Raw genomic sequence first — 15,052 nt, forward strand, 5'->3', positions numbered from 1 at the left:
TTCCTCAATTATCTCAATATCTTGCAAATTGACGTTTTTTATTTGGGTACATTGCACAATAGCATGGGTAGTTTGGCATTAGGAATACCTGACTCAAGAAACGGCGAAATCTTTTTTATTATTGGGAAAGCGAGGTAGAGCAACAAATTGCCAGACAAACCTATTTATGATGCGTTATTCCATCAGGCAACCTTTGCTCAAAATAGATAATTGTTAAGCGCGTTTAGATGCATTAAAATGTACAAAAATCTCAAAGAGAAACAGGATATGTTTACAGGTATTACCAAAGGCTTATATGAAGTTATTACATTAACGAAGTCTCCCGGCTTGATCAATTATACCGTTAATTTATCAGCTGAATTATGCAATAACTTAAAACCTGGTGATAGTGTGGCAGTCGATGGCGTCTGTCAAACGGTAGTTACCCTTGAAAACACACATGTTTCGTTTCAAGCCATTCAAGAAACCCTAGATAAAACGACTTTAAATGAATTGCAGCAAGGAAGTTATGTCAGTATCGAACGTAGCTTGCGTTTTGGCGACGAAATTGGTGGACATGAAGTATCAGGACATGTTTTTGGCACAGCAAGAATTCATCAACGTATCCGTGATAAAAATAATTTAACTCTAGTCATTCAATGTGAGCCGGAATGGATGAAGTATATTTTACCTAAAGGTTTTATTGCAGTAGATGGCTCGAGTTTAACTGTCGGCAAAACAATTCCTGAACAAGGATTATTTTATCTTCATTTGATTCCAGAAACGCTAAGGCTCACCCATTTTGCGAACAAACAAGTTCATAACAAAGTCAATATTGAATTTGATCAAAAAACCAAAACAATTGTTGACAGTATTGAACGCATTCTTTCTTCACATGAGATACAAAACATGATTAAAAAAAGCGGGATGAACTATGAGGCATAAGTTTTTTCTATTTCTTTCTTTGATGGTCATTGCCCTATCTGCCAAAGCATCGTTACCAAATAAGATAGAGGGTAAAACTTTTCTATTTCGTGTGGCTGATATCCAAAATAAAGACAATCCCAATGCCAACCAAATTTTTGTCATGCATTTTAGAAAAGACACCTATACCTATGAAGCCGTGAGCAACCAAAAAATAAACCAAGGGCAATATACCTATAAAGTATTAGATCAGGATAATGGGATTGCTCTTATTTCATGCCATGAAATGAATGAAAATGTAAAAACAGATTACACCTTATTATTAAATACTGAAAATGATAAATCAGGTTTATATATTTATAAACAAAACCAGGGAATTATTGGCCCACAAAAGAGATTAAATTTTTCTTATTATACTATTTTAGAAAACCTTAATTGAGTCTATTGAATAAAGAAAGCAAACTACACTGGTTCATAATCCCTGTTGATTAGGCAAATATTCATCACCGTATTAAGTTCTAAATTTTAAAAGAAAAAAATATGTCAATAATGTACCAATGAAAAGGAAATATATTAATACCACTATAACTCCTATTAATGGATCTAATATAAAACCTGTGAAACAAATTAATGCGATACATAATTGAAATATAATAGTTATCAAAATAGAACTGGGTTTATTCATATCTTCACAAAATGTCGTCCAGGCAATACATGCCGAATGTCGTTGTTTGCGACTATTTTCTTTTGATTTCGCTAATCGCATTGGTTATATTCTCTTCTTTTGCAGGATCAATCAAGGCTACTCTTGCGATTTACCTGATTTTCATCCAAATTCAAGCCATTCTATAAGGAGAAATGAGTGCTTTCCGTACAATTTTTTAAACATGAAGAAACTTCAACCTCTTTTAAACTAAAGCCACCAGAATTATTTTGGGAGTATGGTATTGTCCTTGATTGGCAAAGTAACCCAGCCATTGATTCTGAGTTAATTAAAGAATTAGAGATGAGATTTATTCCCGAAATAAGAGATAGATTATGGCCTAAGAAAGGAGCTCCCCTAATTGAAAGTGTCCTTAAGCTCGTTAAGAAAGAATTTAAAAACAATCATCCCACTGTATCCCTACAGTTAAATCCCCAAGTCAACTCAATGAGCCATCCCCTCGTCATGAATACCAGCGATTTTGTCGCTCTTCCCCCCCAAAAACCAACCTATTCACTTGAAGCCTTTGTCTATAGAATTATGGCATTATTAATGATGCGATATACCGTAGACCATTGTCAAAAACTAGAACAGACAAGTCCTTTAATAGAGAAATACCAATCCGAAGGCCCAGCAGTCACAAACCGCTTATTCCCCTTTGCCCTAATTCAATATGCCTATAAAAAAAATGATCGTATCCAGGAATTAAATGAAAGGATACAAGAAGCTGTCACTCCTGCAGTAAAGCGTGCATGGGAAATCATCCGTACAGAAGGACAGCAATTTATAAAAGAAATACAAGACAATGAGGCTTTTATAGAAAACAATATCACCACTGCAGAATACAAATAATTATTAGACCCCCATATATTTAAAATTTTTGGGGGTTGTTTAATGACGTAAAGCTAACCCATCGACGTAAAAATAGATCTTTATTTATGTAAACTCAAATTAATCCCTTAAATTCTTTATACAAAATTTAGTTTTTATTATAAATTCGGGATAGAAAGTGACTTATCCTCTAAACTCATAATATAACCCTGCAAAAATGGTCTGATTCTATGAGAAGAAATAACACAGTAGTGCTTTATTTCGTTTTAGTTTTAATTTTTATTTATTTATTTATCTATTTTATAAAGGCAGCCATTTCCCTTCTTTTGATGTTTATTTTATTTAAAATCATCCAATATGTAGCCAAGAGGCACAAAACATTAAATCAAAAGCAAATTTTACGAAACAAATACAAAGAGGAACGCACAGTTAAAAAAATTCTTCAAAGAGAAATTTGGAAAGGAGAAACTTCAGAACAATTGCTAGATTCTTTAGGCACACCAAAAGATATAGATCAAAAAATTCTAAAGACCAAGAAAAAAGAGATATGGAAATACGATCAGCAAGGAACAAACAGATTTGGACTTAAAATTACCCTGGAAAATGATATTGTTGTTGGGTGGGAGAAAAAGGATTAATGAATTAGGAGGTGGAGAAGTAATCCTTTGATCACTTGTTTTCATCACCCAGGCGGCTCCTGCTCAGGAATAATCTGACCTGACCCACCCATTTTTTTTATGAACTACCAGCGACAAAGATGACAAGAGGTTGCTATCTTCATTATGATGCACAAAAATTCCATCTGCAAAAATCATGGTTCAAACATATATGTGAAGAAAGGAAAATACTTATTAGGCGCTCTTTATCAAGCGAACTGTTTTCTGCTCGAAATTGTCAAAACCATAATTTACCGGCTAAAAATCTTATTTTTGCTGTAGCAGTTATGGTCTTGTATCAAAATAATTTAAAATTGAAAACAATAGGAGTTTAAATGATTTTTTTTACCAATGCTGGAAGACAACACTCGCTTCATTTTAAGAAATTATCTGAATATGAGGAAAATAAAGAAGAGTATTTAAGCCTTGCAGCGTCTTGGGCAAAAAAAGCCTGGGGGTATTTGCAGAATAATGACAAAAAATTTTATCTAAGGGATATACGTGAAAAGCAGGATCAAATTTATGTTGGAACTTTTAATAACCAACCCGTTGGCATGTTTGGTTTATTTGAAAAAAAATTCCATCCTTTTCCAGACAATGAAAAAGATGACGCTGCAGCAGGTGAATTAAAAGTCGTTTATTTCGATTATATTTATGTCGAAGAGAAAGCCCGAGGTTTAGGCTTTGCACGACAGCTTCTGGAAAAAGCGAAATGTTTAGCTGTTGAATTGGATGCTGACTTTATTTACCTTGATACGTTAAATCCTAAACTCAATAAAATGTATATCAAAATTGGGGCAAAAGTGATCTGTGAAGGGCAATACCTTGAGAATCCAACCGATGTCTTAAGTATTCATCTTTAATAGAAAAATACGAGCCTTGATAGAGCCAGGCGGCATATAGGATTATTTTAAATGTTGGCGGTATGATGAGCAAGTAAGTTATTCTTCAAAGTCAAAACTAAAATTAGGAACAATACATTGTGAGATTAAATTTAGTGATTCGCACATTGATTACGTTACTTATTATGGCGTTCTTACTTTTTCTCCCTGTACACACCTTTAATTGGCCAAGCGCTTGGATCTTTCTTTTTCTTCAGGGAAGCTTTGAGCTCTCCATTGGTTTTTGGTTGGCAAAACATGATCCTGAGTTATTAAAAGAAAGGCGATCTTTTGTAATACAACAAGGACAAAAGAAATGGGATAAAGTACTGATGGTGCTTTTCTCAATCCTGCAAATAACCTGGTTGCCCTTCATTGCCTTCGATGTGGCTTATTCCCAAGAAAATTTGGTACCGCTTTTTGTGAAAATAGTAGCAGCCATTCTATTAATGACAGGGTTTTATATTTTTTATCTGGTATTTAAAGAGAATTCTTATGCCTCCCCTGTTGTAAAAATTCAAAAAGCCCGAGAACATAAAATCGTGACTACAGGGCCCTATCACTTTGTACGTCATCCAATGTACTCGGGTTCTATACTCTATTTTATTGGCATACCTTTATTATTAGGCTCATGGCATGGTTTACTCATTACATTGTGTTTAATCATCCTCCTAATTATACGCTCTATGCTGGAAGAGAAAGCACTGGCAGAAGAATTTCCAAACAAATACATCCAGTATACCAAACGAGTTCGTTATCGTTTTATCCCTTTCGTTTATTGACCGATAGAGGGGACGGTGGTGTTCATGGAGATTTTGGTCCATAGTTAAATTTTTTTAGGAATTTTATCATGAATATTTTATTAACGGGCGCAACAGGGAGGCTTGGCAGAGAAATAGCCAAATTCCTAAATACGCCCAATAACAAAATTGCACTTCATGGCAGAAATCAACATAATCTGGATGAATTAGCCAAATCAATGGATAAGAGTGAAGTGATCACGGTTGCTCACGACCTCTCTTTGCCTGAGGCAGCTGAATCAATTATCCAGGAGGTTATTCATCATTTTAAATCTCTAGACGTTTTGATTAATAATGCAGCGTGTTTTAATTTTGGAAATTTTATGGAGATGCCTCTGCCTATTATAAAAAATATCCTTCAAGTAAATCTGGTCTCGTTAGTGATGATGACTCGCCTGGCTTTACCTTATTTAATAGCGGGTAAACAGGGCATGATTATTAATATAGGATCCATTGCAGCACGGGAATATATTCCTGGAGCGTCTACTTATTGTGCCACCAAACATGGAATTCTCGGCTTTTCCGGATCATTATTTGAGGAAGTCAGGAATCAAGGAGTAAGGGTGTGTACCATTGCTCCAGGACAACTCACCATTTCGGGTGTGAATGAGCAAAATACCATTCCCCCCAGGGAAGTCGCACAACTAGTCAATTACATCCTGAACTATCCGGGTACACAAAGCTTCCCTCGAGAAATAATTGTCGGCGCAATTTAATTTTTAATAAACTCAGCAAGAGCCGCTTTGACATAATCACTTGGGTCTTCAAGAGCTAAATCTAAATTAATGGTTTTATCTGGATCATTAGCCAAGATTGCCCGCCAGGCAATTGCTCTCATTTGCTCATTCGAATGTGTCATCGCAATGTTGCGGATGAGCTCCATAGTATTGCCATCACCCACACTAATTGCTGTATCAATTAAAGTGCGCATTTGAGTCAAGCGATCAAGATTACCCAAAATGATTTTGGCTTTACCGTTTTCCAGGAATTCGAACTCATATTGGCGGCGTTTGGCAGGATGTGTTTTGGGCAAAATCAGGTTCAGTGAAACGGTTATGGATTCGGGAGGATATTGGACATGAGCGTCAGAACTACCAAAATAATACATCACCTTATCCTGAGTTAAATAACATTCCTCAATAAACTCTAAGTCAATTTCCTCTCCTGGTATCCCTTTCACCTGCTCATAGTCATAATGATAAATCCGTGTCCTATAGCCAGGCCCAAAATAATTTGCCGTAAAAAAATCAAAATTATGATCATGGGGTTCGAAATAGGAAAAAACTCTGGCTTGATAACGATCAGATACAGGCATCCAAATGACTGCTCTTATCACGTAGTGAGCACTTCTATGAATTATAATCGTTGAGGGTTTGAACTGATTATCCGTTTGGAACGTTCTAAAATGATTTAATTCATTACATAATTTTTTCGCTAGAAAATTTTTATTTAAAGTGAGTTGCGCAAATTTCTGCGCAATGGTTGCTAAGTATTCCGGCTGGTAATCTGATGACTTCAGTGCATCGATTATGGGATTGTTTTCAATAAATTTAATAAATGCTTCTAATGAAATGGGTGTTTTTACATTAGGGTAAAATGTTTCCGCCATGCTTTTTCCCCATTAAGGCTAATGTTTTTTGTGATGCTCTCTTTATTTCTGGATCCACATCCTGTTTTGCAAGCTGTCGCAATAAAGGTAAAGCACTCTGACCATTAATTTTATGGTAATACTTCACCGCTTCCCAGCGAACATTGGCATCATAATCGGACAAAATTAATTTTTTTAAAAGAAGTTTGATTCCCTTAACCACTTGCATTGCTTGAAACAATTCTAAAATTAATCTAATCCTTGATGCCCGTACATCAGTACTCACCCTTCGCATGGGATTTAATGTATCCCGATTAAAAACCCAAGTGGTGTTTGCCTTTTTATCTGAATGCGCAACGAGCAAAGGCGCATTGTGTGATGCATTGTAAAAGTCAGGAATTGCGGTGAATGCAGGTAAACAAACAGGTAGGTATGACGGGAGAATTAAATCCTCTTGCCGTTTAAGTGAATCCGGTTTCTCATGTAAGCGATCGGCATGCAGATTACACTGGTACAAAGGTACCTTTAATTCAACCTCGGATAAATTCATAACAATAGCATCTACTTCACTTGCCAAGAAGGAATGGGAAAAAGATTTACGATGAGTGAAGCGCATTAATAAATGTAAGCCGGGTTGCTGATAAAAATATATTTTATTTTCATCAGTAATTTTATCATTTGCAGTGATTTCCATTAAAAAGTGGTTCATCAGAGAAATAATGTCTGTTCTGGTTAAATTACTGAAAATCGGGGCTAAATCAAAAAAATGGGTATCCTGTTTTTTCATTATTTCATACAGGTTCGTACCCAGTTGAAAAAATGTGAGAGAACTCAAATGAAATATCCTCCTTTGACTTTATTTGAATATAGCTAAAAAAAGTAGCTATATCTATTCATCTGAAAATAATAAATTTTCCAATTCTATTAAATTTAATACAGGGTATTGCTGCAGCAATTTTCGTAAATTATACTAAAATAAAAGGGAAAAGCTTATCTAAAGCTTTAGGGCAAATTGCACTTAGGAGGTAACATGAAAGACGAAATACTCGATGAACTTCAAAACAACACAGAAATTGAATTTGTTGAATTAGATGAGGTTTCCATTGCTGGTGCAGACTCAACTCAAATAACCGCTCAAGAAGAAGGCCGGGCTCTTGGTTTTGGTTGTCTCGATAGTTAATTTATATTTTACAGGTTAGAGAGTAAATAAAAGTTTTTTCTATTTTGGATCATGAAAAAAATTTTAAAATTAACTCTCTTACTGTAAATTTTCATTTTAATAACCTTCTAGCCTTTTTATTAGATTGACTTAAGAGGCTAAGATGTGGTCTTTCCCACTCATAAACTTTTTTGAATGTAATTTTTAATTTTATCTAATTAATGATAAATAATCGACTGAGTTTATTTGTCTTCACCCCACCAAAAGTTTAAATTAATATTGATGCCACCAAGATGTTTGAAGCTGTGCAACCAATAGGCGGGAATAAATAAAATATCTCCTTCAGCCAGTTTACCTTCTAGATAAGCAGCATTACGGAATAAAGGAAACCGAATATAATCAGGATTTAAGATATCGATTTGGCTGAAGTTTGTAATTTTTTTGTCACTCGATAAATTCAGATAATAGTTTTGCAGATCTACAGGAGGAAATAAGAAAATGTCTTTGGTGCCTTTAATTTGAGCATTCAAATTATGACAACCATTTTGATCATAATGTAACCACGAGACAATGTTTTTTGGAGAGATCCATAGACCGCCACTATGAATTTTATTTTTATCAATTAATATTGGAACTTCAAAATCCTGCTCTAAAATCTTTAGTTTTTGATTGTATTTTTTTTTATCAAAAAGCGATAATTCGTCTCCAGCAAGAAATACATTTTTTTTCTTTTTTAGAAGAGCAACAAAATGTGCAAGCGTTCCTTCATTTAAAAAAGCTTTTGGATCCAGTTTATCCCCCTCTATACATCGAAGATCAGGGTATAAATTTGATTGTGAAATATAATAACGAACTTTAATGTCCCCAATAGTTTTAACAAAATAATCGAGAGACCATAATTGATATCCGCGCCAGAAAGTCACTGCATCCTGGATTATCACAGGATTATTCTGTAAAACATAATGGGAGTGAAATTTTCCTGGAGTGAGAGAGTTTACACGTTCAATCAAACCAATTTTTTTCATGCAAATACCTCATTGAAAAAATAATTGACGAACAAACTCTCTCCTAATAATTTAATGTATCAACATCATGTATTATTTATTTCTCTATTTTTTCTTTAAAAGAAAAGAAACACTGTCTATCTTCGGATTTTCCTTGAGCGTCGGTCCAATTGATTACCATCATTAGCCCATCTGCAGCTCCATCTTTATTGGCTTTGCTTTTTGAGAATCCGACAATAACATCAGCTGTTTCTTGACCATTAAACATGACTTTATGACGAATTAATGCCTGATCATGATCTGAATAATGCTTCATGATGCGTTCTTTATGGCTAATTGAATGACCACCTGGGAGAAGGGTCTGTTGTCCTTTTTTCCAAGTAAAGTTTTTTTCTTTTAGAACCTGTCCAAAAAATTTATCGCAATCGGAAGAGGAGCCTTCGCTGATAAGTTCAAAATCTGTAATATGAGTGTGAACATCCGCTTTAGAAGCCTTTTGATCAGAATTATTGGTAGTTGCCTCATCACTTGCATACGCAAAATTCACGAGTAAAATTGAGGCTAGTATAGGAATTATCTTTTTCATTTTATTCTCCTTGATTAGTAACATCTACATCCCATAATTGTTCGTCTCATTTGGCTAAATTCCAGACCGGCCCAAAGAATCCGGTGATGCATTTTACTGTTTCAGAAAATGTTCTCATGTGGCGTCTTCTCTTAGGCCATCAATGCAATTTATTGATGGAGTAACCAATTAAAATTTAGCACCTACTTAGCTTAAGTGCAATTTTATGTAATGATGTATTTGAGTATTTTTTAATGATTTGGTTGGCAACCTCCCTTATGTTTTCCAGGTAATTCAATTCTATTGATAAGGGCATCAGTACACCCTGCATCCCCAGCAATGATTCGTATTTCACTGATGCTTTATCCTATACTAGCGATTGCGCAATGAGCCATGTAAAAAATGATTTGATGCATTACTTTTTGAAACCACCAGGTTTTGCAGCATCATATGCGACACTTTGCTTTTCCAATTCTTCGATGTTGCTGTTACAGAGGTATTGCTTTAAATGATTGAACTTTTCCTGATCCCAACTGTAAATATTTAATTGTAGGAGGCGTTGAATCACAGAATCTGGAAATCTTTTTTTAACCAATTTTGCAGGACTTCCTGCCACAATACTGTATGGTTCCACATTTTTAGTGACCACGCTATTTGCCGCAATAATTGCTCCTTCGCCAATAGTAATTCCAGGCATAATCAAGGAACGCATACCAAGCCAAACACCATCTCCAATGTGCGTATCCCCTTTGCCCTGGTACGCTTGAATGTAGTTATCCGCAAAAGGATAAAGACAAAACCAATCACTACGATGGTTATGGTTCCCACCCATCATAATAATCGCTTCCGCAGCAATACATACATAATCACCAATATAGAGCTGGTCAATGTGCCATTGGGGTTGCCAGTTGTTCAAACTAAACTCATCGCCATATAAATATCGCACTACTGTTTCTTCAAAACTTCCCGTCCACGCATCACTGTAGTAACTGTGGGTACCTTTAATATGTATATGGGGATTTTTTACATTTTCGTGTAAATATTCTACTCGTGACCAATGCTTATTTTCTTTGTTCATTATCATCTGCGTTTAAAAAAGGATGATTTTATCCAAATAGAAACAAATTAAGAAACAATAATTTTCAAATGGCTTTAACACCATGAGATAAAAGGGTGATCAAACAAGCAAAGCAACACAGATAAATTTATAACTGTGACATGGATTCAATCAATTTGCGCCAGGCTTCTTATTCGGCGGCAAAAGGAGTATTTGACGCAGGTATCCCTCTCATCTCCACGGTGATTTGTCTGGATTTTGCATTTTCCAGAAAATCAGAGATAACCCCCCGCACGTCACTGTCCACAAATTTGGAACGTGTTCCATCAATAATTAATGTTGCTTTGGGAGGAATACGTTTGAGCTGGTGAATAATATTCCCTTTATTTAAAAAAGAAACTTCTTCAGCTAATTCCATATGAAAAACAATTCCTTCTTTCATCACAATGCTGGTATCGTGTGCATTTAAATAATGATGCCGTAAAATAATGAAAATCGCCACTCCAAAACCCACGCTTATGCCAATAAGTAAATCACTTAGGACAATTCCAACGACTGTAATAATAAAGGGTAAAAATTGTTCCCACCCCATCTGATACATTTGTTTAAAAAGAGAAGGACTCGCTAGTTTATAGCCAATCATCACCAATATTGCAGCGAGGGAAGCTAATGGAATTTCATTTAACAAGGTGGGTATCGCCAGGATGCTAATTAAAAGAAAGAAACCATGTAAAATAGCCGACAACTTGCTTTTAGCACCAAAAGTAATGTTTGTAGAACTGCGGATAATAACTTGAGTAATCGGCAATCCCCCGATTAAACTGGAAAGCATATTTCCAACTCCCTGAGCTTTTAACTCTCTATCTGTAGGTGTCACTCTTTTTAAAGGGTCTAACTTATCAGTAGCTTCCACACACAATAAAGATTCCAGACTGGCAACTAAAGCAATGACGGCAGCCACCCTGTATACTTCAAGATTGGTAAATTGGCTGAAATCAGGAAAAGCGATGGATTGAGTCAAATCAGCGATACTCTTAAACTCAGGAATTTGCACGAGTTGGGATGGTTGCAAATGGAAACCAAACCACCCAGTATTGAAAATCCATGCAAGAAGGAAACCGAATAAGACAACTACTAATGGCGCTTGCACTAGTTCAAAAAATTTATATCCTTTTTTAACTAAAATTTGCCACGTGATCAATATAAAAATAGACAGCATGCTAATGATGACCACCCCTGGATTTAAATTATCAATGGCTTCCCTAATATAAAAAAATTCGAAACGGCCATTTGTTAAATCCGTTAAAATAGGTGAAATATCATAACCAATTAAATGAGGTATTTGCTTTAATATGATAATAATCCCAATACCGCATAACATCCCTTTAATCACCGCAGATGGAAAATAATAAGCAATGATTCCCCCTCGCAAGAAACCGGCAATGACTTGGAAAATACCGGCAATAAATCCTGCAAGTAAAAATGTTTCCCAAGACCCCAACGATTTTTGAGCGGCGAGCACTATGGCCACAAGACCCGCTGCTGGACCGCTGACACCTAATGCAGAGCCACTAAGGAACCCGACAACAACACCCCCAATGATTCCTGCGATGACTCCCGAAAACATGGGCGCCTCTGATGCCAGAGCAATACCCAGGCATAACGGTAATGCAACCAGAAATACTACAATGGAGGCTTGTATGTCGTATTTAATTTGAGAAAAAATTCCCTTTATCATCACTTTATCCCTTGTGAACTGATTTTTTATATGAATTTCTTGCATTTAGTAATTAATTTAGATAGATAACGGATTTTTATCAAGCGTCACCTCACTAAAAGTAAAGCATCCATTTCACTTTCTACCCCAGGACATATTATAGTAAAGATATAACAGTATTATCTTCACAAGGGAATGCTTAAGGATCATATTATGGATGATAATTTATATGAAAAGGCTTTATTAAGACTGGATAGTGCCTCTGCTCTAGCCAGACTTGAACCAGAAGCCGTTGAAAGGTTAAAACATACTAAAGCTTGTTTGGAGGTGTCAGTTCCTGTACGTATGGATGATGGCCAATTAAAAATATTTACCGGTTATCGAGTACATCATAATGCGATACGCGGCCCTACTAAAGGAGGTATCCGTTTTCACCCCGGAGTCAGTCTGAGTGAAGTCAAAGCACTCGCATTTTGGATGACCATTAAATGTGCTGTGGTAGGCATTCCTTTTGGCGGCGCAAAGGGCGGTGTTGTGGTGAATCCGAAGGAGTTATCCCGGCTTGAATTAGAACGATTAAGCCGAAGCTATATCATCTCCATAGCAGATTTCATCGGTCCAGATTTAGATATCCCAGCCCCTGATGTCTATACCAACGCCATGATCATGGGTTGGATGATGGATGAATACTCAAAAATTGTACGTCGAGCAACTCCCGCTGTAATTACGGGAAAACCATTGCCGCTAGGCGGAAGTCAGGGCCGAGAGGAAGCAACAGGCCTTGGGGCTTACTACTGCATCAAAGAACTCGAAAAAATAAAAAAATGGAAGCCCAAAAAAATGCGGGTTGCCATTCAGGGCTTTGGAAATGCAGCACAACCATTAGCTCATTTTTTACATCAAGATGGTTATAAAATAGTAGCGGTAAGTGACTCTAAAGGAGGTATTTATCGTGAGAAAGGGTTCGATATTCCAAGTATTATCCATGCGAAAAACAAGTTCGATAAAGTTCAGGCGGCCTACTGCGAGGACTCAGTTTGTCAAATGGTAGAAGCGATCCAGATTACCAATGAAGAGCTCTTGGAATTGGATGTTGATATTTTAATTTTGGCCGCTCTTGAAAATCAAATAACCAGCAAAAATGCAAACCACATTAAAGCATCCGTTATTGTCGAAGTAGCAAATGGCCCGACCACGGTGGAAGCTGACTCTATTTTAAAAGAAAAAAATATTTTCATTTTGCCTGACATTTTAGCTAATGCAGGTGGGGTTACTGTGAGCTACTTCGAATGGGTACAAAACCGGTCCGGTTATTATTGGAAATTAGAAAAAGTATATAAACGTTTGCAAACCATTATGGCTGGGGAATTTAAAAAAATACTCGAGATTGCTCAAGATCATAAAATTGATATGCGCACAGCTGCCTATGTGCACGCATTAAATAAACAAGCAGAAGCGGTCATGGCTCAAGGAACGCATCATTACTTTTCAGAGTTTTAAGTATTTGAATAAAAAGGAGTGCGATGTTTATACGATTATCCAGATTTGTATCAATGCTACGATAAAGCATATTACCGCATTAAAATTGGTTCAAATAATGACATAGCCCTATTTGCCAGGGCTTTAAGGTTGTCTTTCAGATGCTATTAAAGATTGAAAGAGTATTATGATAAAATATTAAAGTAAAAATTCGGATCACAAAAACATAAGGACGCCAATGAAAGGAATTTTATTATTAACTCTCTCCCTATCGTCACAAGCTATCTATTCAATACCCTGCTCTTTTAATGAAAACAAACAATGTAGTTTAGCTAGAAACATTTTGACAGATAAAACCGAGGACAGTTTAACTTTTTTTGCCCCAACTAATTATGATCATCGCAAATCAGGTGAAATTAATGTGTATGATTCAACATTAGTCAGTTCCTATTGCGATAAGAACAATGAACCTGGACAATTAAAATTATCTGCGATCAAAGTCAACGAGAAGTATTGGATGGCGGGTGAAATTATGACCCGTAAAAATCTAGATGCCCCTCCATATAATGCTGCAATGAGCTCAGCGGTTTGGGATACAAGCAGTCTATCTCATGGATATCTTGAAGTCATTGCCAAGTTACCTAAATGTGAAACCAGTGATGATGGTTCCTGTGAAACAAAAACGAACCCTGCAAATTATCATAGTGGATTATGGCCCGCGATTTGGTTGCTACCCACCAATGATACTCCATGGCCCACTAATGGTGAAATCGACATTATGGAAGCCTATCCCAAAAATACCGATTTTAATGTGAGCACCGCAGCATTGCACTTTAATGGTAACGACTCCAGATGTACAGGTGGAGATTGCAAAGGAGCGGGTTATCGATTAATTACTAAAACTGTCTCCGAGAAGTTGTATGATAAATTTCATAAATGGGGGTTTGAATGGGAAAAAGACCCTCAAAGTAACCAAAATGGATACATCATTAGCGGTTATTTTGATAATCAACAAATCTGGGGTCCAGTCAAAACCGATTCATTACCCGCAGATGGCGCCAATGCTTTAAGCCGTGGTTTTAATGACAAGGACGGGGGCTATTATTTAATTGTCAATTTAGCGATTGGCGGTCCCTACGCAGGCCAACCCAATCCGCATATGAAAAGTGCAAGTATGTTGGTGCAGAGTATCAAAAGTTATAAAGTAGTCAATCCTTCGGTGTGCAAACCACCTGTAGGTATCACCTCCAGTTACAGCCAAGACAAAAAAAGCGTTACACTAAAATGGCAAACACCTGCAGGAAGTTTACCCATAACCGATTATCAAGTAAGAAACTGGGTACAACAGGTTCTTTGGACAGGTAAGGATTTAACATGGACAGAAACTACTCTTCCAGGAAAATCAGGTAAATATACCTACTATTTAAATACCGAATGTGGCGAACAAGTATCAGAATTTGTGAAACATGAAGTAATTATCCCTTAATAACAGTACCGCTAATTACTGGCTTGGCGGTGTGTTCCTGTTACTTCCTAAATATTAAGGAAATGATGCTCGGATTTTTTAAAAAACTTGCATACATTGTAAAAATTCATCGAATAGATCATGTTTTACTTTAAGTTATGAACTACTCTCAATTAGCAAGCGTGCTCCTTTTGGAGCAACCCGCAAGTAATTTTATTTATCTATGCTATGGATTCAGTTGTTA

The 15,052-nt window shown here is 36.3% G+C and carries 16 protein-coding genes; 10 read left to right on the forward strand and 6 right to left on the reverse strand.

Going from position 1 to position 15,052, the window contains the following annotated elements:
* Positions 1-237: 237 nt before the first annotated feature.
* The 7 genes from BU07_RS0112080 to BU07_RS0112115 all read left to right on the forward strand — a co-directional run bounded on the left by BU07_RS0112080 (position 238) and on the right by BU07_RS0112115 (position 5,490).
* Positions 238-924, forward strand: a complete 687-nt coding sequence (locus tag BU07_RS0112080; RefSeq protein ID WP_084157884.1) for a riboflavin synthase subunit alpha — start codon at positions 238-240, stop codon at positions 922-924.
* Complete coding sequence (locus tag BU07_RS0112085) at positions 914-1,342, forward strand: hypothetical protein (protein WP_031566399.1); 429 nt, start codon at positions 914-916, stop codon at positions 1,340-1,342. Before BU07_RS0112080 ends, BU07_RS0112085 begins: the two co-directional genes overlap by 11 nt.
* A gap of 423 nt (positions 1,343-1,765) precedes the next feature.
* Positions 1,766-2,458: a hypothetical protein gene (locus BU07_RS0112090; RefSeq protein WP_031566401.1), complete on the forward strand. Its 693-nt coding sequence runs from the start codon at positions 1,766-1,768 to the stop codon at positions 2,456-2,458.
* 209 nt (positions 2,459-2,667) lie between these two features.
* A complete protein-coding gene (locus BU07_RS0112095; RefSeq protein WP_051635570.1) occupies positions 2,668-3,075 on the forward strand; it encodes a hypothetical protein in 408 nt (135 codons plus the stop codon).
* Positions 3,076-3,428: 353 nt separating this feature from the next.
* Complete coding sequence (locus BU07_RS0112105; protein WP_031566406.1) at positions 3,429-3,956, forward strand: GNAT family N-acetyltransferase; 528 nt, start codon at positions 3,429-3,431, stop codon at positions 3,954-3,956.
* 119 nt (positions 3,957-4,075) lie between these two features.
* On the forward strand, positions 4,076-4,756 hold the full coding sequence (locus BU07_RS0112110; RefSeq protein WP_031566408.1) for a methyltransferase family protein: 681 nt from the start codon (positions 4,076-4,078) through the stop codon (positions 4,754-4,756).
* A 68-nt stretch (positions 4,757-4,824) separates the two neighbouring features.
* Positions 4,825-5,490 (forward strand): SDR family NAD(P)-dependent oxidoreductase, encoded by a 666-nt coding sequence (locus BU07_RS0112115; protein WP_031566410.1) that lies wholly within the window; start codon positions 4,825-4,827, stop codon positions 5,488-5,490.
* On the opposite strand, the gene BU07_RS0112120 is transcribed toward BU07_RS0112115, so the two are convergent.
* The gene (locus BU07_RS0112120) at positions 5,487-6,383 is read right to left on the reverse strand and encodes a hypothetical protein (RefSeq protein ID WP_031566412.1); all 897 of its coding nucleotides are present in this window, start codon (positions 6,381-6,383) and stop codon (positions 5,487-5,489) included. The two genes, BU07_RS0112115 and BU07_RS0112120, sit on opposite strands and share 4 nt — an antisense overlap.
* Positions 6,361-7,197 carry a HEAT repeat domain-containing protein gene (locus BU07_RS0112125; protein ID WP_031566414.1) on the reverse strand — a complete coding sequence of 279 codons (837 nt, stop codon included), beginning with the start codon at positions 7,195-7,197 and terminating at the stop codon, positions 6,361-6,363. Before BU07_RS0112125 ends, BU07_RS0112120 begins: the two co-directional genes overlap by 23 nt.
* A 195-nt stretch (positions 7,198-7,392) precedes the next feature.
* Between BU07_RS0112125 and BU07_RS17555 the strand changes: the two genes are divergently transcribed.
* Entirely contained in the window at positions 7,393-7,542 is a 150-nt protein-coding gene (locus tag BU07_RS17555; RefSeq protein ID WP_165482412.1) for a hypothetical protein, read from the forward strand.
* Positions 7,543-7,763: 221 nt separating this feature from the next.
* On the opposite strand, the gene BU07_RS0112135 is transcribed toward BU07_RS17555, so the two are convergent.
* The 4 genes from BU07_RS0112135 to BU07_RS0112150 form a co-directional block, all read right to left on the reverse strand.
* Positions 7,764-8,546 (reverse strand): cupin-like domain-containing protein, encoded by a 783-nt coding sequence (locus BU07_RS0112135; RefSeq protein WP_031566416.1) that lies wholly within the window; start codon positions 8,544-8,546, stop codon positions 7,764-7,766.
* A 76-nt stretch (positions 8,547-8,622) separates the two neighbouring features.
* Entirely contained in the window at positions 8,623-9,111 is a 489-nt protein-coding gene (locus BU07_RS0112140; RefSeq protein ID WP_031566418.1) for a hypothetical protein, read from the reverse strand.
* A gap of 394 nt (positions 9,112-9,505) precedes the next feature.
* Positions 9,506-10,168, reverse strand: a complete 663-nt coding sequence (locus tag BU07_RS0112145; protein ID WP_172459798.1) for a CatB-related O-acetyltransferase — start codon at positions 10,166-10,168, stop codon at positions 9,506-9,508.
* Between the two features lie 169 nt (positions 10,169-10,337).
* Complete coding sequence (locus BU07_RS0112150) at positions 10,338-11,885, reverse strand: SulP family inorganic anion transporter (protein ID WP_031566422.1); 1,548 nt, start codon at positions 11,883-11,885, stop codon at positions 10,338-10,340.
* Between the two features lie 192 nt (positions 11,886-12,077).
* On the opposite strand from BU07_RS0112150, the gene BU07_RS0112155 reads away from it, so the two are divergent.
* Together BU07_RS0112155 and BU07_RS0112160 are read left to right on the forward strand one after the other, a co-directional pair.
* Entirely contained in the window at positions 12,078-13,364 is a 1,287-nt protein-coding gene (locus tag BU07_RS0112155) for a Glu/Leu/Phe/Val family dehydrogenase (RefSeq protein WP_031566424.1), read from the forward strand.
* Between the two features lie 217 nt (positions 13,365-13,581).
* Positions 13,582-14,829: a glycoside hydrolase family 16 protein gene (locus BU07_RS0112160; RefSeq protein WP_031566426.1), complete on the forward strand. Its 1,248-nt coding sequence runs from the start codon at positions 13,582-13,584 to the stop codon at positions 14,827-14,829.
* Positions 14,830-15,052: the final 223 nt, after the last annotated feature.

It is taken from the genome of Legionella wadsworthii DSM 21896 = ATCC 33877 (assembly GCF_000701265.1).
Classification (GTDB): domain Bacteria; phylum Pseudomonadota; class Gammaproteobacteria; order Legionellales; family Legionellaceae; genus Legionella; species Legionella wadsworthii.

Bases quoted from the DNA above. Each gene is read 5' to 3' on its own strand.
- BU07_RS0112115 (WP_031566410.1), top strand. From the start codon at position 4,825: ATGAATATTTTATTAACGGGCGCAACAGGGAGGCTTGGCAGAGAAATA.
- BU07_RS0112140 (WP_031566418.1), bottom strand. From the start codon at position 9,111: ATGAAAAAGATAATTCCTATACTAGCCTCAATTTTACTCGTGAATTTT.
- BU07_RS0112150 (WP_031566422.1), bottom strand. From the start codon at position 11,885: ATGATAAAGGGAATTTTTTCTCAAATTAAATACGACATACAAGCCTCC.
- BU07_RS0112120 (WP_031566412.1), bottom strand. From the start codon at position 6,383: ATGGCGGAAACATTTTACCCTAATGTAAAAACACCCATTTCATTAGAA.
- BU07_RS0112160 (WP_031566426.1), top strand. From the start codon at position 13,582: ATGAAAGGAATTTTATTATTAACTCTCTCCCTATCGTCACAAGCTATC.
- BU07_RS0112085 (WP_031566399.1), top strand. From the start codon at position 914: ATGAGGCATAAGTTTTTTCTATTTCTTTCTTTGATGGTCATTGCCCTA.
- BU07_RS0112095 (WP_051635570.1), top strand. From the start codon at position 2,668: ATGAGAAGAAATAACACAGTAGTGCTTTATTTCGTTTTAGTTTTAATT.
- BU07_RS0112155 (WP_031566424.1), top strand. From the start codon at position 12,078: ATGGATGATAATTTATATGAAAAGGCTTTATTAAGACTGGATAGTGCC.
- BU07_RS0112105 (WP_031566406.1), top strand. From the start codon at position 3,429: ATGATTTTTTTTACCAATGCTGGAAGACAACACTCGCTTCATTTTAAG.
- BU07_RS0112135 (WP_031566416.1), bottom strand. From the start codon at position 8,546: ATGAAAAAAATTGGTTTGATTGAACGTGTAAACTCTCTCACTCCAGGA.
- BU07_RS17555 (WP_165482412.1), top strand. From the start codon at position 7,393: ATGAAAGACGAAATACTCGATGAACTTCAAAACAACACAGAAATTGAA.
- BU07_RS0112080 (WP_084157884.1), top strand. From the start codon at position 238: ATGTACAAAAATCTCAAAGAGAAACAGGATATGTTTACAGGTATTACC.
- BU07_RS0112145 (WP_172459798.1), bottom strand. From the start codon at position 10,168: ATGAACAAAGAAAATAAGCATTGGTCACGAGTAGAATATTTACACGAA.